Below are 26,481 nucleotides of genomic sequence, written 5' to 3'. Positions count from 1 at the left end.
GGCACGCGCCACATCCGCTCTCGTACTCACTTCGTACTCAGACGGGTCGCACTCGGACGGGCCGGTTCAGAAGGCGGAGACCCCGGTCTCGGCGCGGCCGATGATCAGCTTCTGGATCTGGCTGGTGCCCTCGTACAGGGTCATCACACGGGCGTCGCGCAGCAGCTTCCCGACCGGGTACTCGTCGATGTAGCCATAGCCGCCGAAGACCTGGAGGGCGTTGTTGGCGGCGCGGACCGCGGCCTCGGAGGCGAACAGTTTCGCCTTGGACGCGGCGGTCGCGAACTCCTGGCCGCGGTCGACGAGATCGGCGACCCGCCAGGTGAGCAGCCGGGCCGCGTCGACGTCGACGGAGATGTCGCTGATCAGCTCCTGGACGAGCTGGTAGTGCGCGATCGGCTTGCCGAACTGCTCGCGTTCGCCGGCGTACCGGACGGCCGCGTCCAGGGCGGCCTGGGCGATGCCGACACAGCCGGCCGCCACCGACATCCGCCCCTTGGCGAGTGCGGACATGGCGATGGAGAAGCCCTTGCCCTCCGGGCCGACGAGGGCGCTCGCCGGGACGCGTACGCCGTCGAGGGAGAGCTCGGCGGTGGCCTGGCCGCGCAGGCCCAGCTTGCCGTGGATGGTCCGGCGGGTCAGGCCGGGGGTGTCGGTGGGGACGAGGAAGGCGGAGACGCCGCGGTGGCCGGGGGTGTCGTTGGTGCGGGCGAAGAGCAGCACGACGTCGGCCCAGGTGCCGTTGGTGATGAACATCTTGGCGCCGTCGATGACGTAGTCGTCGCCGTCGCGGACCGCTTTGGTCGTGAGGTTGCCCGCGTCCGATCCCGTGCCGGGCTCGGTGAGGCCGAAGCAGCCGATGGCGTCGCCGGAGGTGAGCCGGGGCAGCCACGCGCGCTTCTGCTCCTCGCTCCCCCAGGACGCGATCGTCTTGGCGACCAGGCCCAGCGAGACCGAGACGATGCCGCGGACCGAGGAGTCGCCTCGGCCGAGCTCCTCGGTGACCAGGCAGTACGCGAGGTGGTCGCCGCCCGAACCGCCGTACTCCTCGTCGATGGTGAGCCCGAGGAAGCCGAGCGCGCCGAGCTTCTTCACGATCGACTTGTCGACGTTCTCGGAGCGGTCCCAGTCGACGACGTGCGGGGTGATCTCACGGTCGACGAAGTCCTTGGCGAGCCGGCGTACGGCTTCCTGTTCCTCGCTCAGCTCCAGGTTCATGTCCCTGCACCCCCAATTTAATTACCACTGCTAGTTTTCGGTTGGCAGGCCTACTATGTGCCGCATGGCCCGACCGCGCAAGCCCCTCCTGAGCACCGACCGCATCGTCGCGGCGGCGAGTGCGCTCGTGGACGCGGAGGGCCTCGCGGCCGTGTCGACGCGCCGTCTCGCGGCCGAGCTGGGGGTCAGCGGACCCTCGCTCTACAACCACTTCCGCACCAAGGACGAGATCCTGGAGGCCGTCGCGGACGCCACATCGGCCCAGGTCGACCTGTCGATGTTCGACGAGGACGACGGACGCGACTGGCGCTCCGCGCTGCACGACTGGGCCGTCGCCTACCGCGCGGTCCTGACCCGGCATCCCCACATCGTCCCGGTACTCGCGCAGGGCCCGGGGCGCCGCCCGGCCGGGCTGCGGCTCGCGGACGCCGTGTTCGGCGCGATGGTGGCGGCGGGCTGGCCGCCCGCCCAGGCCACCCGCATCGGCGCACTGATGCGGTACTTCATCATGGGCTCGGCGCTCGGCTCCTTCGCCCGCGGCTTCGTGGACGACGAGGCGGCGTACGACCCCGCGGCCTACCCGCACCTGGGCCAGGCCCACCTCCTCGCCGAGCAACAGGAGAAGATCGACGAGGGCGCCTTCGAGACGGGGCTCCGGGCGCTCCTCGACGGGCTCGCGCTGCAGTACGAGGCGCTGGGGGCCTGACTGGGTCCGCAGTATGAGGCGCTGGGGGCCCGACTGGGTCCGTGCGGGGGGCATGCCGGGTCCATGACGAGCCGGGTTCGTGGAGCACGGATGAAATTCCGCGAGGGCCAAAGCATCCTGTGCTTACTGTCCTCGCATGACGAACTCCTCCTCCGAGCACCGTTCCGCTCGGCTCGCCCTCGTCGCCGCGGGGGTCTCCGTGGTGCTGTGGGCCTCCGCCTTCGTGTCCATCCGCAGCGCCGGAGCCGCCTACTCCCCCGGCGCGCTCGCCCTGGGCCGGCTGCTCGCCGGAACGGCCGTGCTCGGTCTCCTGCTGCTCATACGCCGCGAGGGACTGCCACCGCGGGCCGCCTGGCCGGGCATCGTGGCCTCCGGTGTGCTGTGGTTCGCCTGCTACATGGTGGCCCTCAACTGGGGTGAGCAGCAGGTCGACGCGGGGACCGCCGCGATGATCGTGAACATCGGCCCCATCCTCATGGCGCTGCTCGCCTCGCGCTTCCTCGGCGAGGCGCTGCCGCCGCGGCTGATCGCGGGCATGGCGGTCTCGTTCGTCGGCGCGGTCGCGGTGGGGCTCTCGATGTCGGGCGACGGGCACGCGTCCGTGCTCGGCGTGGTGCTGTGCCTGGTCGCGGCGGCGACGTACGCGGCCGGCGTCGTGCTGCAGAAGCCGGCGCTGCGCCACGGCAGCCCGCTCCAAGTGACCTTCTTCAGCTGCCTGGTGGGGGCGGTGGCCTGCCTTCCGTTCAGCGGGCAACTGGCGTCGGACGCGGCGCACGCACCCGTGTCGGCGACGCTCAACGTGGTGTACCTCGGCGTGTTCCCCACGGCGCTCGCCTTCACCACGTGGGCCTACGCGCTGGCCCGTACCTCGGCGAGCCGGATGGGCGCGACGACGTATGTGGTGCCCGCGATGGTCGTGCTGATGTCGTGGGCGGTGCTCGACGAGGTGCCGGGGGCGCTGACGCTGGTGGGCGGGGCGATCTGCCTTGCGGGGGTGGCGGTTTCGCGCTCGCGCGCGCGGGCGCGTGCCGCGGGCGGGGGTGCGGTGGTGGCTGGGCCGGCCCCGGTTTCCCCTTCCTCTGCCGAGGGGGGCTCCGGCGAGGCGGCGGGGGTCTCTGGCGAGGAGGCCGGGGAGACGGGTGCGGGACGGGTCAACTGAGGGTGGGCGGGGGCCGGTTGGGGGGAACTGGGTGGGCGAGTGCGGACCGTGTGTTGCTGGGCGCGCAGTTCCCCGCGCCCCTCTTGACGCCGGCCCGCCCCCCAACGGCGGGCCCAGCCCTCGCGCTCCCGCCGGTTTGCTTGTCCGGTGCGGGCCGTCCCTGGCTGAGCGCGCAGTTCCCCACGCCCCTATCGGTGCCGAGCCGCCCCGAAACGGCGGGCCGGCCCCCGGCCCGCCCGGACAGCAACCTCCTAGAACACCACCAGCGCTCGGCCGCCCTTGCCCGCCAGCATGTTGTCGAAGGCGGTCGGGATGGCGTCCAGGGGGATGTGTTCGGAGACCAGGGTGCTCAGGTCCAGGCGGCCCGCTCGGATGTGGTCGGCCAGGATGGGGAGGTCGGTCGCCGGGTCGCAGTTGCCGTAGACGCAGCCCGCGAGGGTGCGGCCCCAGTGGAAGATCTCCAGGGCGTTGAACGTGACCTGCTGGTCCTTGCCGCCGATGCCGACGACCGTCGTGCGGCCACCGCGCCGGGTCGACTCCCAAGCCGTACGGATCGTCACGGCGCGGCCCACGCATTCGACGGCCACGTCCGTGCCGTGACCGCCGGTGAGCCGGCGGATGTCCTTGGCCGTGGTTTCCGACGCGACGACGAAGTCGGTGGCTCCGGCCTTGCGGGCCAGCTCCTCCTTGTCGGGGGAGACGTCGACCGCGATGATCTGCCCCGCACCCGCGATCCGCGCGGCCTGGAGCGTGGCCAGGCCCACGCCGCCCGCGCCGAACACCGCGACCGTCTCGCCCTGGCGCACCCGCGCCGAGTGGTGGATCGCCCCGTACCCCGTGAGCACCGCGCAGCCCAGCAGCGCCGCCTCGGTGAGGGGGACGCCGGCCGGGAGCGGGATCAGGCAGTTCTCGGCGACGACGGTCTCCTCGGCGAACGCGGCCACGTTCAGGCCCGGGTGGAGCTCCGTACCGTCGGCGGTGCGGGCGTACACCGAGGCCGCGCCGTTCAGGGCGTTGACGCAGAGCCACACCTCGCCGAGCGAGCAGGGGTGACAACTGCCGCAGGAGGGTGCCCAGTTGAGGACGACCTCGGCGCCGGGCGCGACAGAGGTGACGCCCTCGCCGACGGCGACGACCGTGCCCGCGCCCTCATGGCCGAGGACGGCCGGGACGGGGACCCTCATGGTGCCGTTGGTGAGGGAGAGGTCGGAGTGGCAGACCCCGGCGGCGGCCAGGCGGACTCGCACCTGGCCGGGGCCGGGCTCGGGGAGTTCGATGTCGGTGATCTCCAGCGGAGAGCCGACGGCGGGCAGTACGGCGGCGCGAACCATGGCGGGCTTGACTCCTGAGCGAGCGGTGGGAAGCGGGGAGGCCTGGAACGGCCTAGAACTGGAGCGACTTCGTCTGGAGGTACTCGGTGAGGCCGTGCACACCGAGTTCGCGGCCGACCCCCGACTGCTTGTAACCCCCGAACGGGGCAAGGGGGTTGAAGCGTCCGCCGTTGATGTCGACCTGGCCGGTGTCCATGCGGCGGGCGAAGGCGACGGCCTCGGCCTCGTCGCCCGCCCAGACCGCGCCGGCCAGGCCGTACACCGTGCCGTTGGCGATCCGCAGGGCGTCGTCCTCGTCCTCGTACTTGATGAGCGAGACGACCGGGCCGAAGATCTCCTCCTGGGCGATGGTCATCTCGGGGGTGACGTCCGCGAAGACCGTCGGCGCGACGTAGTAGCCCTGCTCCAGGGGCGCGTCGGCGCCTCCGGCGACGATGCGGGCACCCTCCCCCACGCCGGTGTCGATGTAGCCGCGCACCCGCTCGCGCTGCTTGGCGTTGACGAGCGGGCCGACGCGGTCGCCGACGGTGTACTTGGCCGCGGCGGCGGCGGCGAGCTCGACGGCCTCGTCGTACTGGTCGGCGTGGACCAGCATGCGCGTCCAGGCGCTGCACGTCTGGCCGGAGTTGCTCATCACATTGGCGACGCCCACGCTGACCGCCTTCGCGAGGTCGGCCGAGGGCAGGATGACGTTGGCGGACTTGCCACCCAGCTCAAGGGCGACCCGCTTGACCGCGGCGCCGGCCGTCGCGCCGATCTGCTTGCCGACGGCCGTGGAGCCGGTGAAGGAGACGAGGTCGACGTCCTCGTGCTCGGCGAGCGCCTGGCCGGCGACCGGTCCGAGGCCCGTGACGAGGTTGAACACACCGGCGGGCAGGCCGGCTTCGTGGACCGCTTCGGCGAAGAGCTGCGCGGTCAGGGGCGTGTCCTCGGCGGGCTTGAGGACGACCGTGCAGCCCGCGGCCAGCGCGGGTGCCACCTTGTTGACGATCTGGTGCAGCGGATAGTTCCAGGGCGTGATCGCGCCGACCACGCCGACCGGCTCCTGGTAGACCGTGGAGTTACCGACCTTCTCTTCGAAGGCGTACGTGGCCGCGAGCTCGGCGTAGGTACCGGCGACCGCGATCGGCAGGCCCGCCTGCACGGCCTGGGCGAACGCGGGCGGGGCGCCCAGTTCGGCGCTGATGGTCTCGGCGATCTCGTCCTTGCGGGCGGCCAGCCGGTCGCGGAGCGCCCCGAGCTTCGCCGCGCGCTCGGCCGGCGCGGTCACGGCCCAGGCGGGCAGGGCGGCGCGTGCGGCGCGAACCGCGGCGTCGATGTCCTCGGCCGTACCGGCCGGGACCTCGGCGATGACCTGTTCGTCGGCCGGGTTCACCACCGTGATGCCGTCATGGCCCGCGGCGGCTCGCCACGCGCCGTCGATGTACATGCCGTCGTGGGCCTTCATCGCGTTTCCTCCCGAGCGGAGCCGGTGTCGTCTTCGGAACCAGTGTCGTCCGTCGCTCAAACTAGCGCTGTTAGTTTTTGGGCGCCAGGGGCAGCCGGCGGGACCGGACCGAGCGAGGAGTCAGATGATGCCGAACAGGATGCCCGATCCCAGTACGACGAGACAGGTCAGGGCCGCCCACTTCACGGTGAAGCGGGTGTGGTCGCCGAACTCCACCTTGGCCATGCCGACCAGGACGTACACCGCCGGGACCAGCGGGCTCGACATGTGCAGGGCCTGGCCGGCGAGCGAGGCGCGGGCGATCTCAAGGGAGGAGACCCCGTGCGCGGCGCCCGCCTCGGCGAGGACCGGCACCACGCCGAAGTAGAAGCCGTCGTTCGACATGAAGTACGTGAGCGGCAGGCTGAGTACCCCGGTGACCAGGCCCATGTGCGAGCCCATGCTGTCCGGCACCACGCCGACCAGCCAGTCGGCCATGTGCTTGACCATGCCGGTGCCGTTCAGCACGCCGGTGAAGACGGCGGCCGCGAAGACCATGCCGGAGACGTTGACCACATTGTCGGCGTGGGCGGCGATGCGGGCCTTCTGGGCCGGGATGTGCGGGAAGTTCACGCTCAGCGCGAGGGCGGCGCCGATGAGGAAGAGCACCGGGATCGGCAGCCACTCCATGATCATGGAGGTGAGCAGGGCGACGGTGAGGGCCGCGTTGAACCAGTACAGCTTGGGGCGCAGGGTCTCGCGTGCGGAGTCCAGGCCCTGGAAGTCGTCGTCGCTCTGGACGCCGTCGCCGCCCTCGGAAGCGTCCGTGCCGGTCGCGCCGCCCGAGAGGCGCGGGGACTCGCCGGAGCCCGCCGTACGCGGGGTCTGGCCGGAACCCCCGACGCCCACGAGCACCGTCTCGGCCTCCGGTGCGAGGACCTTGTCGAGGGAGAGGTGGCCGACGCGCTTGCGCTCGCGCATGCCGAGTACGTACGACAGGACGAGGACGGCGACCAGGCCGACCGCGAGCGCGGGGATCATCGGCACGAAGATGTCGGAGGCGTCCACCTTGAGCGCGGTCGCGGCGCGGGCGGTCGGGCCGCCCCAGGGCAGGGTGTTCATCACGCCGTTGGCGATCGCGGCGACGCCGGTCATCACGACGAGGCTCATCCCGAGCCGCTTGTAGAGCGGATACATCGCCGAGACGGTGATCATGAAAGTGGTGGAGCCGTCGCCGTCGAGGGAGACGATCGCGGCGAGCACCGCCGTGCCGACCACCACCCGCATCGGGTCGGCCTTGCAGAAGCGCAGGATGCCGCGGACGATCGGGTCGAAGAGGCCGACGTCGATCATCACGCCGAAGTAGATGATCGCGAACATGAGCATCGCGGCGGTCGGCGCGAGCGAGCCGACGCCCTTGATCACGTAGTCGCCGAGATGGGCTCCCTTGCCGACGAAGACACAGAAGAGAGCGGGGATCAGAACCAGCGCCGCGATCGGCGACATCTTCTTCAGCATGATCAGGACCAGGAAGGTCGCGATCATGGCGAAGCCGAGGATGGTCAGCATGGAGGACACCTAACGTTCACCCTTGAACTCCCACCAGGGGCTGGCGGTCCGGATGACGCTAGGGGGCCGTTTCCCTCCTTAACAAGACGTTGACACCTGAGCAATACGAGCAAAACTCCAGGTCACGGCAGGGGTGTGAGGGCGACGGGGAATCCGTTGAGCACGGCGGTCCCCGACAGGGGGTCGAGCCGTGAGCCGTCCAGGAGCTGGTTGACGTTGACGCCGGGACGGCCCTCGGCGACCGTGAGCCGGCTGCCGGCCCTGCTGTGTCCCCAGCCGTGCGGCAGGCTGACGACGCCCTCGCGGACGCTGTCGGTGATCTCCACCGGCGCCACGACCGCTCCGCCGTCCGCCGTGATCCGTACGTCGGCGCCGTCGGCGAGGCCGTGCCGGGCCGCGTCCTCGGGGTGGATCTGGAGGGTGCAGCGGTTGGAACCGCCGCTCAGGGCGGGGATGTTGTGCAGCCAGCTGTTGTTGGAGCGCAGATGGCGCCGGCCGACCAGGACAAGCGCGTCGGGCCGTTCACCGAGGGTGGCGCGCAGCCGGGGCAGATCGGCGGCGATGGGGGCGGGAAGGAGCTCGATCCGGCCGCTGCGGGTCCTGAGCACCTGCGCGAGGCGGGGCCCCAGCGGTCCGAGGTCGATGCCGTGGGGGTGGGCGAGCACCCGGTCCAGGGTCAGGCCGTCCGGGTCCGCGCCGAAGCCGTCGCCGTAGGGGCCGAGCCTGAGCATGAGGTCGAGGCGGCGCTCGGGGCCGCTCGCGCCGGTGAGGCGGCCGGCGAGTGAGCCGGCGTCCTGGCCGTGGACGGGCGAGTGGGGGTCGGCGACGGCCTTCGCGAGGGTGCGCTCGACGATCATCGCGTCGACGGCCGCCGGGTCGGCGCCGTGCATGCCGCTGACGGCGAGCACGAGGCGGGCGTGGATCTCGCACTCGTCCATGCGTCCTTCGGCGAGCGGCACGGCCGGCCGGGTGTAACGGACCTGGTTGCGGACGGCGAAGGCGTTGAACGCGAAGTCGAAGTGGGCACTCTGTGAGGGCGGCGGCGGAGGGAGCACGACGTCGGCGTGGAGCGAGGTCTCGTTCAGGTACGGGTCGATGCTGACCATGAAGTCGAGCCCCCCGAGCGCCCGGTCGAGCCGGTCGCCGTCGGGTGCGGAAAGCACCGGGTTGGCGGCGGACGCGATGAGCACGCGGATCTGCCCGTCGCCCGGGGTCTCGATCTCCTCGGCGAGCGCGGCGAGCGGCAGTTCGGACTTCACCTCGGGGTGGTGGCCGACGCGGCTGTGCCAGCGCCCGAGCGCGAAGCCCTTGCCGGGGGCGGCGGGGCGGGGTGCCCGGTCGGTGGCGGAGAGCGGGAAGAGCGCGCCGCCGGGCCGGTCGAGGTTGCCGGTGAGGATGTTCAGTACGTCGACGAGCCAGCTGGCCAGGGTGCCGTGCTCGACGGTGCAGCTGCCGATGCGTCCGTAGACGGCGGCGGTGGGCGCGGCGGCGAGTTCGCGGGCGATGGCCCGGATGTCGTCCGGCTCCACATCGCACCGGGGGGCGACCGCCTCGGGCGTGAACTCCCGTACCACCTCTGCCACTTCGTCGAGCCCCTCGACCTGGGCTTCGAGGTCGCCGGGTGCGGTGAGCTTCTCCGCGCAGAGCACCTGGGCGAGCGAGGCGAGCAGCAGGGCGTCGGTGCCGGGCCGGATCGCCACGTGCCGGTCGGCGAGCTTGGCCGTACGGGTGCGGCGCGGGTCGATGACGGTGAGGGTGCCGCCGCGTCGGCGCAGGGCCCGCAGCTTCCCCGCGAAGTCGGGTGCGGTGCAGAGGCTGCCGTTGGACTCCAGCGGGTTGGCGCCGAGCAGCAGCAGATGGCCGGTGCGGTCGAGATCGGGCACCGGGATGGCGAACGGGTCGCCGAACAGGAGCCCGCTGGAGACGTGCTTGGGCATCTGGTCGAGGGTGCTCGCGGTGAACAGGTTGCGGGTGCGCACCGCGCCGAGCAGGGCGGGCGGGTAGAGGGCGCCGGCCATGGTGTGGACGTTGGGGTTGCCGAGCACCACGCCGACCGCGTTCGGCCCGTACTGCTCGATCACCGGGCGCACCCGGGCCGCGATCAGGTCGAAGGCTTCGGACCAACTGGCCTTACGCAGCACGCCGTCCCGGCGTACGAGCGGGCCGCTCAGCCGGTCGGGGTCGGCGTCGATCTCCCCGAAGGAGGCGCCCTTGGGGCAGATGAACCCCTGGCTGAACACGTCGTCCGCGTCGCCGCGCGCTCCGGTGACCCGGGTTCCCTCGACGGTGAGGCTCAGCCCGCAGGTGGCTTCGCAGAGCGGGCAGATACGCAGGGCGGTGCGGGACATTCGTCCTCCCGGGGCGGCGACGCACGAGCCATCGGAGCATACCGACCGGTAGGCATGTACGGGAGCCCCCGGGCGGGGTCAGTCGTCCAGGGTGCGGGCGAGGTAGGCGTGCAGAAGCTGCCGGGTCTCGGCGACGATGTGCGGGTCGCCCTGGGGATTGGTGCGGAAGGCAAGGCGCAGGGTGGCGTCGGCCGCCTCCACCGCGACCAGGATGGTGCGGCGCAGATCCGCGTCGAGGGTGCGGCCGAACTGTGCCGGCAGGAGCTCGGCGAGGCGTGCGGCCAGGAGGTGGTTGGCGTCGGCGTCCGGGTCGGACACCGGCTGGGGGCCGCCGAAGTCGACCAGGTTGAACCCCGGCACCGTCTGTTTCAGGACGAGGTACTCGTCCAGGACGGCATCGACGGCGCCCCGCCAGTCGGCCGCGTCGATCGCTTCGAGACGCGTATTGATCATGCCGGCGTAACGGTCGAGATTGCGGGCGGCGAGCGCCTCGGCCATGGCGCGCTTGTTGCCGAAGAAGCGGTAGACCGAGCCGATGGGCACGCCCGCCCGCTGGGCCACGGCCCGCGTGGAGAGGTCTTCGTAACCGGTTTCGTCGAGGAGCTCGGCGCAGGCGTCGAGTATCCGGGACAGCCGCTCGGCGCTGCGTTGCTGCACGGGCGCCCGGCGGAGGTTGGCGTGGAGTTCAGGAGCAGGAGACACGCGCCCATCATCCCCCGGGCGGCCGGTTTTCCCGTTGACGCGACCGCATCGTAATCCTACGGTTAAGCATAGGATTCCGGCACGGGAGCAGGAGAGCGCGCGATGACGACATCGACCGGCGAGCAGGCGGGGAAGATCGCGGAGGGCCTTGGCTACTCCCGCGGTTTCGGCAATGAGCACAGCTCGGAGGCGGTCCCCGGCGCCCTTCCGCACGGCCGCAACGCGCCGCAACGCGCCCCCCTCGGCCTCTATGCGGAGCAGCTGAGCGGTTCCGCCTTCACCGAGCCGCGCGCCACCAACCACCGCTCCTGGCTGTACCGGATCCGGCCATCGGCCGCGCACCCGCCGTTCACCCGCGCCGACAACGGCCGCATCCGCACGGCGCCCTTCACGGAGTCCGTGCCCGACCCCAACCGGCTGCGCTGGAACCCGCTGCCCGAGCCCCCCGCCGGTACCGACTGGCTGGCCGGCCTGTGGACGCTCGGCGGCAACGGCGACGCCACCCGGCGCACCGGCATGGCCGTGCACCTCTACCACGCCAACTCTTCAATGGAATCAAGGGTGTTCAGCGACGCGGACGGCGAGCTTTTGATCGTCCCCGAACACGGCGGCCTGCTGCTGCGCACCGAGCTCGGCCTGCTCGCCGCCCGCCCCGGCGAGGTCGCCCTGATCCCGCGCGGGGTCCGCTTCCGCGTCGAGCTGCTCGACGCGAGCGCCCGCGGTTACGTCTGCGAGAACTACGGCCGCCCCTTCGAGCTGCCCGAACTGGGCCCGATCGGCGCCAACGGTCTCGCCAACGCCCGGGACTTCCGGGCACCCCTCGCCGCGTACGAGGACGTCGAGCGCCCGGTCGAGGTGGTCAACAAGTTCTGCGGCAACCTCTGGACCGCGACCTATGACCACTCGCCGCTCGACGTGGTCGCCTGGCACGGCAGCCACACGCCATACGTCTACGACCTGCGCACCTTCAATGTGATCGGCTCCATCAGCTACGACCACCCCGACCCGTCGATCTTCACGGTGCTCACCTCGCCGTCCGACACCCCGGGCCTGGCCGGCGTCGACTTCGTGGTGTTCGCGCCGCGCTGGCTGGTCGGCGAGGACACCTTCCGCCCGCCGTACTTCCACCGCAATGTGATGAGCGAGTACATGGGCCTCATCGAGGGCGCCTACGACGCCAAGACTGCCGGTGAAGGGGGCTTCGTGCCCGGCGGCGGCTCGCTGCACAACATGATGTCGGCGCACGGGCCCGACCGGGAGACCTTCGACCGGGCGAGCGCCGCCGAGTTGAAGCCGCAGAAGATCGACGACGGCCTTGCCTTCATGTTCGAGACGCGCTGGCCGGTCACCGCCACCGGGCAGGCGGCCACCGCCGACCACCTCCAGACGGGCTACGACGACGTGTGGCAGGGTCTTCAGCGCCACTTCCGCTCCTGAGCACCACCTGATACGGAGTCCCTGTGACCTCCTCCTTCGCGCCCGACTCACTGCTCCTGAACCGGAAGCTCCCGCTCTGGTATCAGGTGTCCCAGTCGCTGCGCGCCTCGATACTGGGGCGCTCCCCCGACGCCTCGCTGCGCCTGCCCACCGAGGAACAGCTGGCGGCGCACTACGGGGTGAGCGTGCTCACGATGCGCCAGGCGCTCAAGGAGCTGGAGGAGGAGGGCCTGATCAGCAGGCACCGGCGGCGCGGCACGTTCATCGAGCCGTCCGCCCGCCGGGCCTCCCCGGTCCGGCTGCTCGGCTCGATCGACGCGATCGTGGCCCAGCAGTCGGGCGAGCGCACCACGATCCTGGGCCACGGCACGGAACCGGTGCCGGGCGACCTCGCGGAGTTCTTCCCCGGGTGCGCGGAAGTCGTGACGTACCGGCGGCTGCGCTGCGACGACGAGAGCGGCGAGCCCACCAACTGGGCCTGCAACGCGGTCCGTCCGGAGGTGGCCGCCGCGATCGACCTCGCCGACCTCACGCGCTGGCCGATGACCAAGGTGCTGCGCGACGCGGTCGGGGTGGACATCGCACGCATCACGGACACGGTGGAGGCCCGCCTCGCCGACCCGGTCACCGCCGAACTGCTCCAGGTGCCGCTGCTCTCCCCGATCCTGCACTACACCGGGGTCACCTACGACGGGAAGGGCCGGGTCGTCGACGTCGCCCGGATCCACTACCGCGGCGACCGCTTCTCGTTCTCGATGACGGTCGAGGCCCACTGACCGTTTCTCACAGGGCTTTGCAGACACCCTGCTGCGCCGGCCGGTCATCGGTCCCCAGACGACAAGCCCACCTGACGCAGCACTAATAGCATGCTGGGCGTGAGCGAAGACCTGCCTCTCCTCGACGACCTGATGCCCTGGTCGGTGGCGCCGCTGCGGCTGGGCCGCGGCTGGGTGGTGGCGCCGGACGCGCGGACCCTGCGTACCCGCTGGGATCTGCTCCTGCGCTCCGAAGGGGCCGAGCGGGAGCGGTTGTTCGAGCCGTCCCGCTCCCGGGCGCTCTCGTCCTCGGTCGCCGCGCTGCCCGGCCGCACCGGCGTCACGGGAGCGCTCGCGCGGGAGCGCGGCGCCTGCCCCGACCCGGTGCGTGTCCAGTACGGGCCCTTCGACGAGCAGTGGCTGATACCGGACCAGCGGCTCATCGACGCCGCCCGGCCGGAGCTGTGGCGGGTGGCGGACGAGCGGCAGCTCTTCGTGGTGGAGCAGGGGTATGTGCCTGCGGGAGCGGACGACGCGCTGACCGTCTCGGCGGTGCTGCCCGACGGCCGCTCCCCCGCAGGGCGCCCGGGCCGCATCCGTCCGCTCTACCGTCGCCCCGGCGCTCTCGAACCGAACCTCGCGCCGGGGCTGCCCGCCTTCCTCTCCACGGCGTACGGGAGTGTCGTCACCGCGCCCGATGTGCTCGCCTGGGCGGTGGCGGCCGCCCGTCCCGGCGCGGCGGGATACGTGGTTCCGTTGCCGCGCGACCCTCAACTCTGGGCCGCCGGCGTCGAGTTGGGCCGTCGGCTGACCGCGCTCATGACCCGCGGGGCGCGCGAGGGCGGCAAGCCCCGGCTGCCCGGCGGACGCCGTCCGTACGTACGGGCGGCGCTGCCGGCCCGGCCGCTGGAGCTGCGCTACGACGCGGCGGACGAGGTCCTGTACGTGGGTGAGGTGGGCCGGATCTCACCCGTGCCGCCCGCGGCCTGGGAGTTCCAGGCGGGCGGGGTACGGGTGCTCGCATGGTGGTTCCAGCGGCGCACCGAGCCCGCCGAACCGGGCACGCTCGCCGCGGTCGGACCGGCCGACTGGCCCCAGGAATGGACCTCGGACCTGCTCGAACTGATCACGGTGCTCGCGCTCCTGGGCGAGCTGCGCCCGCAGCGGGCCGAGTTGACCGATGCCGTCACCACACCGCTGACGCGGGGCGAGCTCCGCGCCGCCGGAGTCCTGCCCGTACCGGACGCGGCCCGGCGCCCGGCGTCCGTACTGGATCACCACGAGGAGGGCCCCGGGGGTCAGTTCGCCCTCATCTGACGCGTCACGTACTGGCGCAGGACGCGCAGCCGCTCAGGCCGCGGTCCTGCTCAGGCCGCGTACTCGGTCAGGCCGCGTACTCGGTCAGGTCGATGGAGTGGATGTTGAGGGCGTGCCCGAACACCGGGTGGACCGTCTCGCGCTCCAGCTTCATGCCGAGCTTGCGCATCACGTTCTCGGAGGCGTCGTTGCCCACGCGGGAGATGCTGATGACCCGCTCGAGCCCGCGGTCCTGGAGCGCGAACTCCAGCGAGGCGTGCGCCGCCTCGGACGCGTACCCCTGGCCCCAGAAGGGCTGGCCGAGCCGCCAGCCGATCTCCACCTCGTGCTCGGCCTCGGGCAGGAAGTGGGGCACGGAGAGGCCGGTGAAGCCGATCATCTCGCCGGAGCCGAGGAGCTCGACGGCGAAGAGCCCGAAGCCCTCGTCGTCCCACTCCTCCTCCCACCGCTCGATGTTCTCGGCGGTCAGGTCGAGGTCGCGGACCGAACCGTCGCCGATCCAGCGCATGACCTCCGGGTCGGCGTTGATCTCGGCCATGGGGACGAGGTCGTCGTCGGTCCAGCGGCGCAGCAGGAGGCGGGGGGTGCGGATCTCGGTCATGGGGCCATCCTGCACGGCATGGTGCCCGAGCCGGAAATCGTTCCTGCGCAAGCGTCCTTCGGCTGTGTGATCGAGCGTCCCCTTCGGCGGCCGGTCGCGGCTCTGCGCCGCCACGTCCGGAGGACCGCGACCACACGCCGGCCGGCGGTCGGCGGTCGGCGGTCGGCGGTCGCTGGACGCCGGCCCACAGCCCACAGCCCACAGCCCACAGCCCGCAGCCCGCAGCCCGCAGCCCGCAGCTCAGTAGTACGCGCGCATGATCTCCGTCGCCCACTCCGGCTGTGTCGTGGCCTCGCGTGGGGCGAACTCCGTCATGTAGGGCTTGATGTCGAGGACCGGCGTGCCGTCGACCGCGTCCAGGCCCTGGACGTGGAGGTCGAGCCCCTCGACGCGCACCAGCCGGCAGCGGGAGACCCCGAGCCGGTTGGGCCGGTTCTTGCCGCGCTGGGCGAAGATGCCGACGAGGGGCCAGTCCGTGTTGCCCCGCGGGTGCCGGGCCCCGGTCTCCACCTTGTCGACCGGTACCCGGTCGAAGTGGTAGACGATCTCCACGTGGGAGAAGGAGTCGAGGCCGGCGAGGGCCTCGGGTCCGAACCGCGTTCCGTCGAGGCGGATCACGGCGGACACCTCGCCCCATTCGTCGTCGCGGACCTCGGCCCGGCCGCCCGTCACCCGGCCGACCGGGTCGGACACGACCTCGCTCCGGCTGCTGCTCTCCGACATGTGCTGCGCCTTTCGCGAGACGGGAGCGATCATGATCCACCGTACGCCGGAGGCACGGGCACCCGGTAGGGGCCGGCCTTCAGGCGTCGGGCCGGCCGCGCCCGCCGTCCCGCCGGGGGAACGTCACCCTGCGCACCGGGCCGGGGCCGTCCCGCCTGGTGGCGCCGGGGTGACAAGAGCCGCCCCCGCGCGATAGGTACGGCTGTCATGAGCACACAGCCACTGCCTCTCGAAGGCATCACCGTCGTCGCCGTCGAACAGGCCGTCTCCGCACCGTTCGCGACGCGGCAGCTCGCCGATCTCGGCGCTCGCGTCATCAAGATCGAGCGCATCGACGGCGGCGACTTCGCCCGCGGCTACGACACCGCGGCCCGGGGCCTCGCCTCGCACTTCGTGTGGTGCAACCGCGGCAAGGAGTCGGTGGCCCTCGACCTCAAGGATCCGCGCGGACTCGACATCCTGCGCCAACTCGTCGCGGGCGCCGACGTGTTCGTGCAGAACCTGGCGCAGGGCGCGGCGGCCCGGCTCGGCCTGGACGCGGCCACCCTGTGCGCCGCCCACCCGCGGCTCGTGGCGGTCGACATCTCCGGTTACGGCGCCGAAGGCCCGTACGCGCACAAGCGGGCCTACGACATGCTGGTGCAGTGCGAGGCGGGCTTGGTGTCGGTCACCGGGACGCCCGGGCAGCCCGTGAAGGCGGGTATCCCCGCCGCCGACATCGCGGCCGCCATGTACGCCTTCTCGGGCGTCCTGGCCGCCCTGGTGCGGCGCGGTACGACGGGGCGTGGCGGGCCGGTCGAGATCTCGATGCTGGAGGCGCTCGCCGAGTGGCTCGGTCATCCCCTGCACCATGTGATGCACGGGGGCAGCGAACCGGCGCGCACCGGGGTCGCGCACGCCGTGATCGCGCCGTACGACGCGTATGTCACGGCCGACGGCGGGCAGGTGCTGCTGTCGGTGCAGAACGACCGTGAGTGGCGCCGCCTCGCCGAACTGGTTCTCGGGCGCGCCGAGTTGGCTCACGACGCGGCCTTCGCCACCAATGCGGCACGGGTCGCGCACCGGGCGCGGACGGACGAGGTGGTGGCGGGGGCACTGGCCGGGCTGACCGCGGCCGAAGCGGTGGAGCGTCTGGAGGGCGCCGGGATCGCGTGCGCGAGGCTCAACACGGTCGGCGAGGTCGCCGCGCACCCCCAGCTCGCTGCGCGCGGCCGCTGGCGGGAGGTGGACTCACCGGTGGGGCCGCTGAGGGCGCTGCTGCCGCCCATCAATCTGGGCGGCAGCCAGGAGGCTCGGATGGGTGCGGTTCCCGCGCTCGGCGAGCACACCCGCGCAACCCTGCGGGCCCTGGGAATGACGGACGAGCAGATGGCCGGGTTGCGCCGGGACGGCGTGATCGTCTGAACGAACGCGGTGCGCGTGGCGTCGGGGGTGGGTTCAGCCGCGGCTGCCGAAGAGTGAGCGGCGCAGCCGCCGCAGTGGCGCGAAGAGCGAGACGCGAGCGGTCTTGCTCCTGCGGGTGTGCGCGACGTCACGCGAGGTCAGCTCCCGCATCAGCAAGGTCGCCTCGGCCGCCTCGCGGTGCGGGACGGCGGGACCGCCGAGCACCGAGAGGTGGCGGTCGAGCCGCGAGCTGGTCGCGCCGCTTCCGCAGGTGATCGCAGGGACTCGCGCCCTGCTGCGCACTGTTATCTGTTCCATGTCACTCCCCACCCGTACGAGGGCACCCGGCCCCGGGCAGGGTAACCCTACCGCCCCGGGTTCACACGCGTGTATCCCGGTGACGCGATTCACCTGGAGGGGGCGCAGGTTGACGATGATGCTCCGAATACATGTGATTCCAGGGCGAGTTGGACAGTTCGCCGACTGCCCCTCACGCTCCGTCGCGGCCCGTGTTCGTACTGAGTGTGCAATGCCGTTCAAGGGGGCGGCAACCGTGCGGCCCAGGGTTAACGTGGAAGGGTTTCTCCGCCGCGGATGGGGGGCTCGCCAGTGAGCGAAGTGCCGGGCAGTGAGCGGCGATTGATCGCGGGACGCTACCGGCTCCTCTCCCCTCTGGGCCGCGGCGGCATGGGCGTGGTGTGGCGGGCGCGGGACGAGGTCCTGGGGCGCGAGGTGGCCGTCAAGGAGGTCAGGGCGCCGGCCGGCCTCGACACCCCCGAGGTGCGGCGGTTGTACGCGCGGCTCGAGCGCGAGGCGTGGGCCGCGGCGCGGATCTCGCACCGCAACGTGGTGACGGTGTACGACGTGGCGGCCGAGGACGGGCGGCCCTGGATCGTCATGGAGCTGGTACGCGGCCTCGCCCTGTCCGACGTGCTCGAAGCGGAGGGCCCGCTGGGCCCGCAGCGCGTCGCGCGTATCGGCGCCGAGGTGCTCGCCGCGCTGCGGGCGGCACACGAGGCCGGGGTGGTGCACCGCGATGTGAAGCCGGCGAACGTGCTGCTCGCCAACGACGGGCGGGTCGTCCTGACCGACTTCGGCATCGCGACGGTGGCGGGCAGCCAGACACTCACGATGACGGGGGAGGTCGTCGGTTCGCCTGAATTCCTGGCGCCCGAACGGGCGTTGGGGCACACGCCGGGCCCCGCGTCGGACCTGTGGTCGCTCGGGGTGCTGCTGTACGCAGCGGTGGAGGGCCACTCCCCCTTCCGGCAGGAGACCCCGCTGTCCACGCTGCGGGCGGTGGTCGACGACGCGCCGGCGCCGCCCCGGCTGGCGGGAGCGCTGGCGCCGGTGATCGAGGGGCTGCTGCGCAAGGAGCCCGCGGAGCGGCTGCCGGCCGAGGAGGCGGAGCACCAGTTGCGCCTGGTGGCCGCGGGCGGCAGCGTGGCGGGCCGGACGCAGGCGACGACGATCGTGGCCGGGGCTCCCGGGCCCCCGCCGGATTCCGTCCCGCCGACGTCCGCGCTGCCGTACCCCGCGGCGGAACCCGCCGGCGCCACGGCCGCGACGGCCCGGGACGGCGAAGAGGCGCGGCACACCGGTGCCGTCCTGCTGGCCGGAGCGCTGGTCCTGTTGCTCGTACTGGGGTGGCTGGTCTGGCTGCTCGTGCACGACAACTCCGTTGAGGGGCGGGGAGGTTCGTCGTCGTTGCCGCCGGGGCCTTCCGTGCCGCACTCCTCGCCGGCGACCAAGGCGACCCCCAGCACGGCGAGCAGCGGGCCGTCCACCCCCTCGGCGTCCGCGAGCACCGCAGGGAGCAGCCGCTCTCCCTCATCGACGCCGGCCCAGTCGGTGGAGCTCACCCTGCAGGTGGTGCGCGGGAGTTACCGGGGTGCGTGTCCGGCGCCCGTGGCGTCGGCGCCCGAGGTGGTCGTCGCGTTCACCGTGGGGCGTACGCCGGCTCAGGTGGAGTACCGCTGGGTCACCCGGGACGGCCGCTCGTCCGACCCGGGGTGGAAGACGCTCTCCTTCGCCGCGGACGGGCCGCGGACCCGGCAGGTGGCGCACACCGAGTCACCGGCGCACAGCGGTTCCAACGAGGTCCATGTCGAGGTGCGCGCACCGGTGAAGGGCTCGTCCGACGCGGTGGCGTACTCGGTGACGTGCGATGAGGAGACCCCGACGGGCGGGCCCTCCTCATCGCCGACGCCGACGGGCGCTTCGTCGCCGCCCGCCGGCTGAGCGAGATCGGGCGCGCCCGGATCCGGGCGCGCCGGGTGGGGTGCTGGATCAGGCGGCGCGGGTGAAGGCGGGCAGGTACGCGCCCGACTGACCGGCCGCGGTGGGGTGGTAGGACTCGCCGATGTTGGTCCACATGACGCTGTTGAGCCACGGGCTGCTGGAGCAGATCTCGTGGTTGGTGAAGCCCGCCACGACGTCCGCGAAGCTGAAGCCGTGGTCGGCGGCGCGCTTGGCGGTCACCGAGTTGAGCTCGTCGGCGGCGCCGTTGATGGCCGAGCGGGAGTTCTCGCTGAGTCCGGCGATGCAGCTGCCGCCGATCTTGTAGAAGTGCGGGTAGCCGATGACGACGACGTGGGCGTTGGGGGCCTTGGATCTGATCGCCGAGTACACCGAGTCGAGCAGGCCCGGCAGGGTCGAGTCGACGTAGGCGCGGGCCGCCGCCACCTTGCCGAGGCAGGTGGACTCCGAGTACAGGACGCAGTTGGTCATGACGTCCGAGAAGCCGGCGTCGTTGCCTCCGATGGTGATCGAGACGAGGTCCGTGGTGGAGCTGAGCGGGCCGAGCTGGCTCGCCGTCACATCACCCGTACGAGCGCCCGAGCAAGCGGTGAAGTTGAACGAGGCGGGTGAATGCGCTGCCGCCCACAGGGCCGGATAGGCCTTGGTCGAACGCTTGCAGCTGCCGCTCGAACTGTCGTAACTCCCGGAGCCCACACCGGAAGAGTACGAGTCGCCGAGGGCCACGTAGTGGGACCCGGCCGCCTGGGTTGCCGCTGCCGCCACGCCGGCCCCGGTGAGGGAAAGCGCGACTGCCAGCACGAGCGCCCATGCATATGCCGCGATTCGGGACAGTTTCATGGAACCTCCTTGTAGCGGGTTTTCCGCCACGGCAGTGGTACCAGCCAGTACGTGTCGCGGGAAGTGTCCATGCCAAGAACGTCGGACGGACATCTGTGCTTATCCGGTGATCCGTCAGCAACTCGCGAGTAATCCTTCACCGGAGCGCCACACTCCGCTGACGGACCGTCAATTTACGTTCACCCGGAGCCGATCGCCGTCTTGACGGGACTGTCCGGACTGCGCCACATTGAAGCCTCGCATCCGGCGCATCGGGGGGAACCGTCGCCAATGCAGACCATCAGTGACAGATCGGCAGGGAGTGCGTCGTTGGACGCCGACCTGCTGCCCGTCCTCGCGGGGGCGGCACTCGCCGTTTCGGCCACCGGCGCGGCCCTGGTCTTCTTCGACCCGGACTCCGCGCTGCGCGCCCCGCTCGCGCTCTTCTACCTGGTGGCCGCGCCCGCCGAGGCCTGCGCGTTCCTGCTGCGCCGCCTGGAACCGCTCGCACGGGTGACGGTGTCTTTGTCGGGGGCGGTCGTCATCGACCTCCTGACCGCCGAAAGCATGGCCGGACTGCATCTCTGGTCGGTGCCGGCCGGTGTCACGGCGGTCGGCGTGATCAGTCTTCTCCTTTTCCTGCAGGGGCTTTTGCCCGGCACCCGGCGGGGAACGGAGGTGCCGCGCGGGACCCGATAGGGGAAATTCGGCGCACATCACAGAAAAGTAAGGCTTGGATACAGGCCTTGCTCTACAGTCCCAAGCATCAATACCGTCTACATCCACCCGCACCGGTCCATCAGGCAAAGCGGCACTGGGGGAGGGCTCTCGCGTCGCGATGGATACCGGAACGGGGCGCGGTAGGGGGGTGCCGTAACCGGTCTTCGCCTTGCGGGGACCGGGCCACGGGCCGCGCGGCCGGCAAAGCCAAGCTCACCCGAAGAATGCGGTGTGCCATGCCGTCATGACCGGCGTGAGAACCCCCCTTTCGTCACCGGAAACTCAGCCGGACCGCCCGGGGGCGGGCGGTCCACCGGACGAGAGGGACAGTGAATCACCATGACTCCTTCCGTGCGCCCGGCCATCCCGGGCCAAGATCAATTAATCGGGGAATCCCCGGATCGCGAACCGGCCGTCGCGACGGACAGCCGAATATCCCGTGCTTACCGACCGGTTTCGGCGAATTTCGCCATTGCGCCGCCGGTGAGCGTCGTGATCCCGGCGATGAACGAGGCCGAAAATCTTCCCCATGTGTTCAAGACGCTTCCCCATTGGATTCACGAAGTCGTCCTGGTCGACGGGAATTCGACCGACGACACGGTGCGCGTCGCCCGTGAGCTGCGGCCGGACGTCAAGGTCGTCAAGCAGGTCGGCAAAGGCAAGGGAGACGCCCTCATCAGCGGCTTCGCCGCCTGCACCGGCGACATCATCGTCATGGTCGACGCGGACGGTTCCGCGGACGGCGACGAGATCGTCAGCTATGTCTCGGCCCTGGTCGGCGGCGCCGACTTCGCCAAGGGCTCCCGCTTCGCCAACGGCGGCGGCACCGACGACATGACGCCGATCCGCAGGCTCGGCAACGCGGTCCTGTGCGGCATCGTCAACCGCAAGTTCGGCGCCCGCTACACCGACCTCTGCTACGGCTACAACGCCTTCTGGAAGCGGTGCCTGGACACGATCGTGCTCGACTGCTCCGGGTTCGAGATCGAGACCCTGATCAACATCCGGATCGTCAAGGCGGGACTGCGCGTCCAGGAGGTCCCGAGCTACGAGTACAACCGGATCCACGGCGTCTCCAACCTCAGCGCCGTGCACGACGGCATCCGCGTGCTCAAGGTGATCCTCAAGGAGAAGGCCGTGCCCCGTGCGCTCCGGCGCACCCAGGCCGTCTTCCTCAACGCACGGCGAGGAGAGGTCATTTGACGCAGCGTCGCTTCTCCGTGGTGATCTGTGTGTACACCGAGGACCGCTGGGAGGACATCCTCGCGGCGGTCTCCTCGGTGCGCGCGCAGTCCCGGCCGGCCCTGGAGACGCTGCTCGTCGTGGACCACAACGAGCGCCTCCGCGACCGGCTCGCCCGGGAGTACGGGGAACGCATCGCGTCGGGAGAGGTGCGGGTGCTCGCCAACGCGGGCCCTCGCGGCCTGTCGGCCGGCCGCAACACCGCAATCGCGGTGGCCCGGGGCGAGTTCGTGGCCTTCCTCGACGACGACGCGGTGGCCGAGCGCGACTGGCTGCGCCACCTCGCCGAGGGGTACGCCGACCCCCGGGTGATGGCGGTCGGCGGTCGCACGATGCCGGCCTGGGCCTCGGGGCGCAGGCCCGCGTGGTTCCCCGAGGAGTTCGACTGGATCGTCGGCTGCACCTACCGCGGCCTGCCGCCGGGCCGGGTCGCGGTCCGTAATGTGCTGGGCGGCAACGCGTCCTTCCGCGCCGCGGCGTTCGAGGCGGCGGGCGGCTTCGCCACCGGCATCGGCCGCGACGGCGACAAGCGGCCGCTGGGCTGCGAGGAGACGGAGCTGTGCATCCGCCTGAGCAAGGCACTGCCCGGCGCCGTGCTGCTCATCGACGACCGCGCCGTGATCCACCACCGGGTGCCCGCCGCCCGCGAACGCTTCGGATACTTCCGTACGAGGGCGTACGCGGAGGGCCTCTCCAAAGCCTTGGTCGCGCGAAGTGTGGGCTCCAGCAAGGGACTTGAGTCCGAGCGGCGCTACACCGGGCGAGTCCTTCCGGCCGGCGTGGCACGCGGCGTACGGGACGCGGTGCTCGGGCGACCCGGCGGCGCGGGTCGCGCGGGCGCGATCGTGACCGGCGTCGCGGCGGCGGCCGGCGGCTATCTGCTCGGTACGCTGCGGGCCCGCAGGGGCGGGACGGCGTTCACGGTCGCCCCCATCGAGCGGACGGGGCGGGCGGGCCCCGTCGAGGAGGGCGAGGCGGGCGAGGCGAGCCTGATGAGCAAGCGGCCGGGACCGGACGGAGAGGGCGGGACGGCATGACCGGCACCACGCGCACGCTGCCCGTGCCGATCCTCATGTACCACGCCGTGGCGCACTCCCCCGCGCAGACCGCGTACGGACTCTCCGTCACACCGGAGGCCTTCGCGGACCAGATGGAGCTGCTCGCCGAACTCGGCTGCACCCCGGTCACCACGGCCGGGCTCGCACACGCCTGGCGCACCGCGGGCGCGCTGCCGCGCCGGCCCGTCCTGATCACCTTCGACGACGGCTACGAAGGGGTGCACCGCCACGCCCTGCCGGTGCTCGCCGGATACGGCTTCGCCTCCACGGTGTTCGTCACGACGGGCTGGCTTCGCGGTGCCCACGACGAGGGCGGCGCCCTGGACACCATGCTGGACTGGGACCAGGTGCGCCAACTCGCCGCGGCGGGCGCCGAGATCGGCGCACACAGCCACAGCCACCCGCAGCTGGACCAGCTCACCGATGACCGGCTCCGGTTCGAGACGATGCGCTGCAAGGAGATCCTCACCGAGGAGCTGGGCCGCCCGCCGTCCTCCTTCGCCTACCCGTACGGCTACTCCAGCCGCCGGGTGCGGCGCACGGTGCGGTCGGCCGGGTTCGGCCAGGCGCTCGCCGTGGGCAACGCGCTCGCCCAGCGCCGTCAAGGACCGTACGCGCTTGAGCGGGTGACGGTCCGCCGCTCCACCGGACTCGATGAATTCGAGCGGCTCGTCGCCGGCACCGGCCGCGACATCGCGCGCACCTTCGCCGCGGACCGGGCCCTGACGAAGGGGTACGCCCTGGTCCGCGGGGCCCGCAGGGCCGGACGCGCACTCGGCGGTCCCTGACGAGGGACCGGAACACGACCGACCGGAACCAGAAGGTGAGCGGTACCCGTGAGTGACGTGAGCACCGCCCAAGGGAGCCCCACCGCACCGGCACCGGACGAGCGCCGGGGCCTCCCGCTCTTCCGCAACGCCTACGCGCTGATGCTCAACACCGGGATCAGCGCGGTGCTCGGGCTCGGGTTCTGGCTGATCGCCGCCCGGTACTACACCGACGACGCGGTCGGTCAGGGCTCGGCGGCGATCGCCGCCATGAAGTTCCTCGCCGGGCTGACCGCGCTCACCCTGGCCGGGACGATGGCACGGTTCATCCCGGTGTCGGGCGCCGCCACCGGCCGGCTCGTGCTCCGAACGTACGCGGTGAGCGCGTGCGTCGTCGGTGCGGCCGCGGTGGTCTTCGTGACGACGCTGGACTTCTGGGGGCCCTCGTACCGCTTTCTGCACGGCACGCTCAACGGGCTCGGCTTCATCGCGGCCGTGGTCGCCTGGTCGGTCCTCACCTTGCAGGACGGGGTGCTCACGGGGCTGCGGAGCGCGTTCTGGGTGCCGGTCGGCAACACCGCGTTCTCGGCGGTCAAGCTGCTGCTTCTGGTGGCGATCGCCACGTCGTTGCCGACGAGCGGTGTCTTCGTGTCGTGGGTCGCGGCGATCACCGTGTCGGTGCTGCCGCTGGGCTGGCTGGTGTTCCGGCGCCTGATCCCCGGCCATGTGGAGCTGACCGCGCACATCGCGCGGCCGCCGGCCTACCGGCAGATGGGGCGCTTCCTGGCCGGGGACTGCACGGGGTCGCTCTTCGCGCTGGCCGTGGTCTATCTGGTGCCGGTGATCGTGGCCTCCCGGATCAGCCCGGCCGACAACGCGTACTTCTACATCACGGCGACCATCGGCGGCACCGTCGAACTGCTCGCCGTCAACATGGGAGCCTCGCTGACCGTCGAGGGTGCCCACGATCCCGAGCGCCTGGGGCGCAACGCGCGGGCGGCGCTGGTCCGGATGGTCACGATCGTGCTGCCGGTCTGCACCTTCCTGTTCGTCTTCGCGCCGCACATCCTGCACGTGTTCGGCGAGGGGTACGCCCGCCACGCCACGGCGCTGCTGCGCTGGCTGGTGGTCGGGGCGCTGCTGCGGGTGGTGATCGAGCTGTACTTCGCGGTGCTGCGCGCGCAGAGCCGCACCGCCGGACTGGCGCTGCTCCAGGGCGTGTTGTGCGTGCTGGTGCTCGGTTCCACACCGGCGCTGCTGCACCCGCTCGGCCTCGCCGGGGTGGGCATCGCGGAGGTCGCGAGCCTGTCGGTGATCGCGACGGTCGCGGCGGTGAAGCTGTTCGGGGTGCTGCGCTCCCCCCGCACTCAGCGGGTCAGCCAGCGCACCTCATAGGCGGCCATCGAGAACGACCGGCCGTCGACCTTCGCGTCGATGGCACGGTCGAGGGTGTTGACGACGAGTACGGCCTTGTCGCTCGCGAGCACACGGACGTTCGGTACGTCGTCGGGGGCGACGGAGACGGTGGTGAAGCGGGTGCCCGGCGGGAAGGCGGCGGCGAACGCGGCGATGAGCGCGTACATCGGCAACTGCCGTCCCCCGTCGGCGTGTTGGGTCGGACTCCACAGACAGCCGGGGCACGGTCCGCTCTGCCGTTCGGGGCTCCAGTAGAAGGCGGTGCCGGTCCCGCCGCGAGCCAGGGCGGCCAGACCGGCGGCCTGGGTGGCGACGCGCCGCTGCTCGCTCCAGCCCGACGCGTCGGGCTCGACGTAGTACTCCGCCCACCACAGGGGCAGCCCGCTCTGCTCGCGCACCCAGTCGCTGACGGCCGTCAGCTTGTCGGTGGCGGCAAAGGCGTCGGGCAGCAGCTGGTTGGTGCGGGTGAAGCTGGCGCCGTCGACGACCACGAAGTCGGCGCCCCTCTTGTGCTTGTTCCAGTACGTGAAGGCGTCCAGGACCCGCTGGTCGACCGAGCCCCAGGGGCCCTTGAGCGAGGACGCGTACGACTGGTCCTGCGGCCCGTAACTGTCCATCGCCAGATAGGGGCCGCCGACGAGGTTGGCCTGGTCGGCCTGTTTCAGGGCGTCGTAGACCTGGTTGTACAGCTGGGTGTAGCCCTCGTAGTTCCAGCGCCTGCGGGTGTCGTCGAAGAAACCCTTGAACTCGTTCCACACGACGAAGTGGCGTACGTCCGGATAGCGCGCGGCGACGGTGGCGGCGAGAGCGGCGAAGTCCTTGTAGTGCGCGGGGAGCGGCGCCGTCTCCAGGGACTTCACGCTCCAGTCCGTGCCGCTTGCCCCGGCCTTGCCGCCCTTCATCCAGTCGGGCGCGCAGCACAGGGTGATGACGGGAGTGGCGCCGGTGGAGCGGATGTAGGAGATGCGCCGGTCGAGGTCGGAGAAGTCGTAGCTGCCGGGCGAGGGTTCGGGGTTGCCCGCGCCCCACCCCATGATCGCCTGGTCCTGCGGCAGGCCCCGCCCCGAGAGCAGCTCGCGGGCGCGCGCCACGGCGTCGTCGTCTCCGGTGTCGGCGCTGTACTGGGTGTGGGTGAAGCCCCAGCCGAGCGCCGGATCGGTGTTGCTCGGGCCGGTCGGGCCGGGGCCGGGGCCCGGCCCGCCGGTGTCGCGGTGCGTGCCCGTGCACCCGGTGAGGGCGAGCGCGGCGAGGAGCAGGGCGGCCAGGACGAGCGAGAGCCGGCGCCGCGCCGCAGCGCCCGAGCCGTGCCCGCGCAGGCGGCCGGATGTGCTGCGGGAGCCGCGCCCGTGCCCCGGCCGGCGGTCCGTGCGGCCCGAGCCGGGCCCGGCTCGGCGGCCGGACGGACCGGCGCCCCGGGCGGTGTTTTCACGGTCGCGTTCCATCAACGGCGAGCGTATCGGCGGCAGTTGGCAGTCCGGCCAGTTTTACCGGATCGGGTACGGAACGCCCCCGGGCCATCAACGGG

General features: G+C 71.8%; 22 protein-coding genes and 1 pseudogene. 12 read left to right on the top strand and 11 right to left on the bottom strand.

Features of this window, described 5'->3' with window-relative positions; genetic code table 11:
- Positions 1–66: 66 nt before the first annotated feature.
- Positions 67–1,218, bottom strand: a complete 1,152-nt coding sequence (locus AB0D31_RS15585) for an acyl-CoA dehydrogenase family protein (RefSeq protein ID WP_362722373.1) — start codon at positions 1,216–1,218, stop codon at positions 67–69.
- 55 nt (positions 1,219–1,273) lie between these two features.
- Here AB0D31_RS15585 and AB0D31_RS15580 point away from each other — a divergent pair, with 55 nt between their 5' ends.
- On the top strand, positions 1,274–1,924 hold the full coding sequence (locus tag AB0D31_RS15580; protein WP_362722371.1) for a TetR/AcrR family transcriptional regulator: 651 nt from the start codon (positions 1,274–1,276) through the stop codon (positions 1,922–1,924).
- Positions 1,925–2,060: 136 nt separating this feature from the next.
- Positions 2,061–3,083, top strand: a complete 1,023-nt coding sequence (locus tag AB0D31_RS15575; protein WP_362722368.1) for a DMT family transporter — start codon at positions 2,061–2,063, stop codon at positions 3,081–3,083.
- A 251-nt stretch (positions 3,084–3,334) separates the two neighbouring features.
- Here AB0D31_RS15575 and AB0D31_RS15570 read toward each other — a convergent pair whose 3' ends face one another.
- The 5 genes from AB0D31_RS15570 to AB0D31_RS15550 all read right to left on the bottom strand — a co-directional run bounded on the left by AB0D31_RS15570 (position 3,335) and on the right by AB0D31_RS15550 (position 10,459).
- On the bottom strand, positions 3,335–4,414 hold the full coding sequence (locus tag AB0D31_RS15570) for a Zn-dependent alcohol dehydrogenase (RefSeq protein WP_362722366.1): 1,080 nt from the start codon (positions 4,412–4,414) through the stop codon (positions 3,335–3,337).
- Between the two features lie 52 nt (positions 4,415–4,466).
- The gene (locus AB0D31_RS15565) at positions 4,467–5,861 is read right to left on the bottom strand and encodes an aldehyde dehydrogenase family protein (RefSeq protein ID WP_362722363.1); all 1,395 of its coding nucleotides are present in this window, start codon (positions 5,859–5,861) and stop codon (positions 4,467–4,469) included.
- A gap of 120 nt (positions 5,862–5,981) precedes the next feature.
- Entirely contained in the window at positions 5,982–7,409 is a 1,428-nt protein-coding gene (locus tag AB0D31_RS15560) for a CitMHS family transporter (protein WP_362722360.1), read from the bottom strand.
- Between the two features lie 122 nt (positions 7,410–7,531).
- Complete coding sequence (locus AB0D31_RS15555; RefSeq protein ID WP_362722357.1) at positions 7,532–9,757, bottom strand: molybdopterin-dependent oxidoreductase; 2,226 nt, start codon at positions 9,755–9,757, stop codon at positions 7,532–7,534.
- A 78-nt stretch (positions 9,758–9,835) separates the two neighbouring features.
- Positions 9,836–10,459 (bottom strand): TetR/AcrR family transcriptional regulator, encoded by a 624-nt coding sequence (locus AB0D31_RS15550; protein ID WP_362722354.1) that lies wholly within the window; start codon positions 10,457–10,459, stop codon positions 9,836–9,838.
- Positions 10,460–10,561: 102 nt separating this feature from the next.
- Here AB0D31_RS15550 and hmgA point away from each other — a divergent pair, with 102 nt between their 5' ends.
- From hmgA to AB0D31_RS15535, 3 genes are all read left to right on the top strand, one after another.
- Complete coding sequence (gene hmgA, locus AB0D31_RS15545) at positions 10,562–11,896, top strand: homogentisate 1,2-dioxygenase (protein ID WP_362722352.1); 1,335 nt, start codon at positions 10,562–10,564, stop codon at positions 11,894–11,896.
- A gap of 23 nt (positions 11,897–11,919) precedes the next feature.
- On the top strand, positions 11,920–12,672 hold the full coding sequence (locus AB0D31_RS15540) for a GntR family transcriptional regulator (protein ID WP_362722349.1): 753 nt from the start codon (positions 11,920–11,922) through the stop codon (positions 12,670–12,672).
- 90 nt (positions 12,673–12,762) lie between these two features.
- Complete coding sequence (locus tag AB0D31_RS15535; protein ID WP_362722347.1) at positions 12,763–13,968, top strand: type ISP restriction/modification enzyme; 1,206 nt, start codon at positions 12,763–12,765, stop codon at positions 13,966–13,968.
- Positions 13,969–14,035: 67 nt separating this feature from the next.
- Here AB0D31_RS15535 and AB0D31_RS15530 read toward each other — a convergent pair whose 3' ends face one another.
- Positions 14,036–14,569: a GNAT family N-acetyltransferase gene (locus tag AB0D31_RS15530; RefSeq protein WP_362722344.1), complete on the bottom strand. Its 534-nt coding sequence runs from the start codon at positions 14,567–14,569 to the stop codon at positions 14,036–14,038.
- Positions 14,570–14,809: 240 nt separating this feature from the next.
- A complete protein-coding gene (locus tag AB0D31_RS15525) occupies positions 14,810–15,292 on the bottom strand; it encodes an SAM-dependent methyltransferase (protein ID WP_362722341.1) in 483 nt (160 codons plus the stop codon).
- Positions 15,293–15,499: 207 nt separating this feature from the next.
- Here AB0D31_RS15525 and AB0D31_RS15520 point away from each other — a divergent pair, with 207 nt between their 5' ends.
- Entirely contained in the window at positions 15,500–16,696 is a 1,197-nt protein-coding gene (locus AB0D31_RS15520) for a CaiB/BaiF CoA-transferase family protein (protein WP_362722338.1), read from the top strand.
- A 33-nt stretch (positions 16,697–16,729) separates the two neighbouring features.
- On the opposite strand, the gene AB0D31_RS15515 is transcribed toward AB0D31_RS15520, so the two are convergent.
- Positions 16,730–16,993 (bottom strand): hypothetical protein, encoded by a 264-nt coding sequence (locus AB0D31_RS15515; RefSeq protein ID WP_362722335.1) that lies wholly within the window; start codon positions 16,991–16,993, stop codon positions 16,730–16,732.
- Positions 16,994–17,269: 276 nt separating this feature from the next.
- On the opposite strand from AB0D31_RS15515, the gene AB0D31_RS15510 reads away from it, so the two are divergent.
- Positions 17,270–18,916, top strand: a complete 1,647-nt coding sequence (locus AB0D31_RS15510) for a serine/threonine-protein kinase (RefSeq protein WP_362722333.1) — start codon at positions 17,270–17,272, stop codon at positions 18,914–18,916.
- A gap of 48 nt (positions 18,917–18,964) precedes the next feature.
- Here the strand turns inward: AB0D31_RS15510 and AB0D31_RS15505 are convergent, their stop codons facing one another.
- The gene (locus AB0D31_RS15505) at positions 18,965–19,774 is read right to left on the bottom strand and encodes an SGNH/GDSL hydrolase family protein (RefSeq protein WP_362722330.1); all 810 of its coding nucleotides are present in this window, start codon (positions 19,772–19,774) and stop codon (positions 18,965–18,967) included.
- Between the two features lie 309 nt (positions 19,775–20,083).
- On the opposite strand from AB0D31_RS15505, the gene AB0D31_RS15500 reads away from it, so the two are divergent.
- The 5 genes and pseudogenes from AB0D31_RS15500 to AB0D31_RS15480 all read left to right on the top strand — a co-directional run.
- Positions 20,084–20,452 carry a hypothetical protein gene (locus AB0D31_RS15500; RefSeq protein WP_362722328.1) on the top strand — a complete coding sequence of 123 codons (369 nt, stop codon included), beginning with the start codon at positions 20,084–20,086 and terminating at the stop codon, positions 20,450–20,452.
- A gap of 360 nt (positions 20,453–20,812) precedes the next feature.
- Entirely contained in the window at positions 20,813–21,676 is an 864-nt protein-coding gene (locus tag AB0D31_RS15495) for a glycosyltransferase family 2 protein (RefSeq protein WP_362722325.1), read from the top strand.
- Entirely contained in the window at positions 21,673–22,752 is a 1,080-nt protein-coding gene (locus tag AB0D31_RS15490; RefSeq protein ID WP_362722322.1) for a glycosyltransferase family 2 protein, read from the top strand. The genes AB0D31_RS15495 and AB0D31_RS15490 overlap by 4 nt, the downstream gene beginning before the upstream one ends.
- Positions 22,749–23,561 carry a polysaccharide deacetylase family protein gene (locus AB0D31_RS15485; protein WP_362722319.1) on the top strand — a complete coding sequence of 271 codons (813 nt, stop codon included), beginning with the start codon at positions 22,749–22,751 and terminating at the stop codon, positions 23,559–23,561. The genes AB0D31_RS15490 and AB0D31_RS15485 overlap by 4 nt, the downstream gene beginning before the upstream one ends.
- A gap of 141 nt (positions 23,562–23,702) precedes the next feature.
- Positions 23,703–24,899: pseudogene (locus AB0D31_RS15480) on the top strand (MATE family efflux transporter); the annotation flags it as partial.
- A gap of 8 nt (positions 24,900–24,907) precedes the next feature.
- Here the strand turns inward: AB0D31_RS15480 and AB0D31_RS15475 are convergent.
- Positions 24,908–26,398, bottom strand: coding sequence for a xylan 1,4-beta-xylosidase (locus AB0D31_RS15475; protein ID WP_362722316.1), 1,491 nt, complete (start codon positions 26,396–26,398; stop codon positions 24,908–24,910).
- Positions 26,399–26,481 lie beyond the last annotated feature (83 nt).

Origin of the sequence: Streptomyces sp. NPDC048361, assembly GCF_040651795.1 — a bacterium.
In the GTDB taxonomy this organism is placed as follows: Bacteria; Actinomycetota; Actinomycetes; order Streptomycetales; family Streptomycetaceae; genus Streptomyces.
The sequence above is the reverse complement of the archived record's forward strand: the minus strand, read 5'-3'. Positions and strand labels throughout refer to the sequence as shown.

What these genes read in the sequence shown, in the direction of transcription:
- AB0D31_RS15585 (WP_362722373.1), bottom strand. Translation starts at nt 1,218, where the DNA reads ATGAACCTGGAGCTGAGCGAGGAACAGGAAGCCGTACGCCGGCTCGCC.
- AB0D31_RS15580 (WP_362722371.1), top strand. Translation starts at nt 1,274, where the DNA reads ATGTGCCGCATGGCCCGACCGCGCAAGCCCCTCCTGAGCACCGACCGC.
- AB0D31_RS15575 (WP_362722368.1), top strand. Translation starts at nt 2,061, where the DNA reads ATGACGAACTCCTCCTCCGAGCACCGTTCCGCTCGGCTCGCCCTCGTC.
- AB0D31_RS15570 (WP_362722366.1), bottom strand. Translation starts at nt 4,414, where the DNA reads ATGGTTCGCGCCGCCGTACTGCCCGCCGTCGGCTCTCCGCTGGAGATC.
- AB0D31_RS15565 (WP_362722363.1), bottom strand. Translation starts at nt 5,861, where the DNA reads ATGAAGGCCCACGACGGCATGTACATCGACGGCGCGTGGCGAGCCGCC.
- AB0D31_RS15560 (WP_362722360.1), bottom strand. Translation starts at nt 7,409, where the DNA reads ATGCTGACCATCCTCGGCTTCGCCATGATCGCGACCTTCCTGGTCCTG.
- AB0D31_RS15555 (WP_362722357.1), bottom strand. Translation starts at nt 9,757, where the DNA reads ATGTCCCGCACCGCCCTGCGTATCTGCCCGCTCTGCGAAGCCACCTGC.
- hmgA (WP_362722352.1), top strand. Translation starts at nt 10,562, where the DNA reads ATGACGACATCGACCGGCGAGCAGGCGGGGAAGATCGCGGAGGGCCTT.
- AB0D31_RS15535 (WP_362722347.1), top strand. Translation starts at nt 12,763, where the DNA reads ATGCTGGGCGTGAGCGAAGACCTGCCTCTCCTCGACGACCTGATGCCC.
- AB0D31_RS15530 (WP_362722344.1), bottom strand. Translation starts at nt 14,569, where the DNA reads ATGACCGAGATCCGCACCCCCCGCCTCCTGCTGCGCCGCTGGACCGAC.
- AB0D31_RS15525 (WP_362722341.1), bottom strand. Translation starts at nt 15,292, where the DNA reads ATGTCGGAGAGCAGCAGCCGGAGCGAGGTCGTGTCCGACCCGGTCGGC.
- AB0D31_RS15520 (WP_362722338.1), top strand. Translation starts at nt 15,500, where the DNA reads ATGAGCACACAGCCACTGCCTCTCGAAGGCATCACCGTCGTCGCCGTC.
- AB0D31_RS15515 (WP_362722335.1), bottom strand. Translation starts at nt 16,993, where the DNA reads ATGGAACAGATAACAGTGCGCAGCAGGGCGCGAGTCCCTGCGATCACC.
- AB0D31_RS15510 (WP_362722333.1), top strand. Translation starts at nt 17,270, where the DNA reads ATGGGGGGCTCGCCAGTGAGCGAAGTGCCGGGCAGTGAGCGGCGATTG.
- AB0D31_RS15505 (WP_362722330.1), bottom strand. Translation starts at nt 19,774, where the DNA reads ATGAAACTGTCCCGAATCGCGGCATATGCATGGGCGCTCGTGCTGGCA.
- AB0D31_RS15495 (WP_362722325.1), top strand. Translation starts at nt 20,813, where the DNA reads ATGACTCCTTCCGTGCGCCCGGCCATCCCGGGCCAAGATCAATTAATC.
- AB0D31_RS15485 (WP_362722319.1), top strand. Translation starts at nt 22,749, where the DNA reads ATGACCGGCACCACGCGCACGCTGCCCGTGCCGATCCTCATGTACCAC.
- AB0D31_RS15475 (WP_362722316.1), bottom strand. Translation starts at nt 26,398, where the DNA reads ATGGAACGCGACCGTGAAAACACCGCCCGGGGCGCCGGTCCGTCCGGC.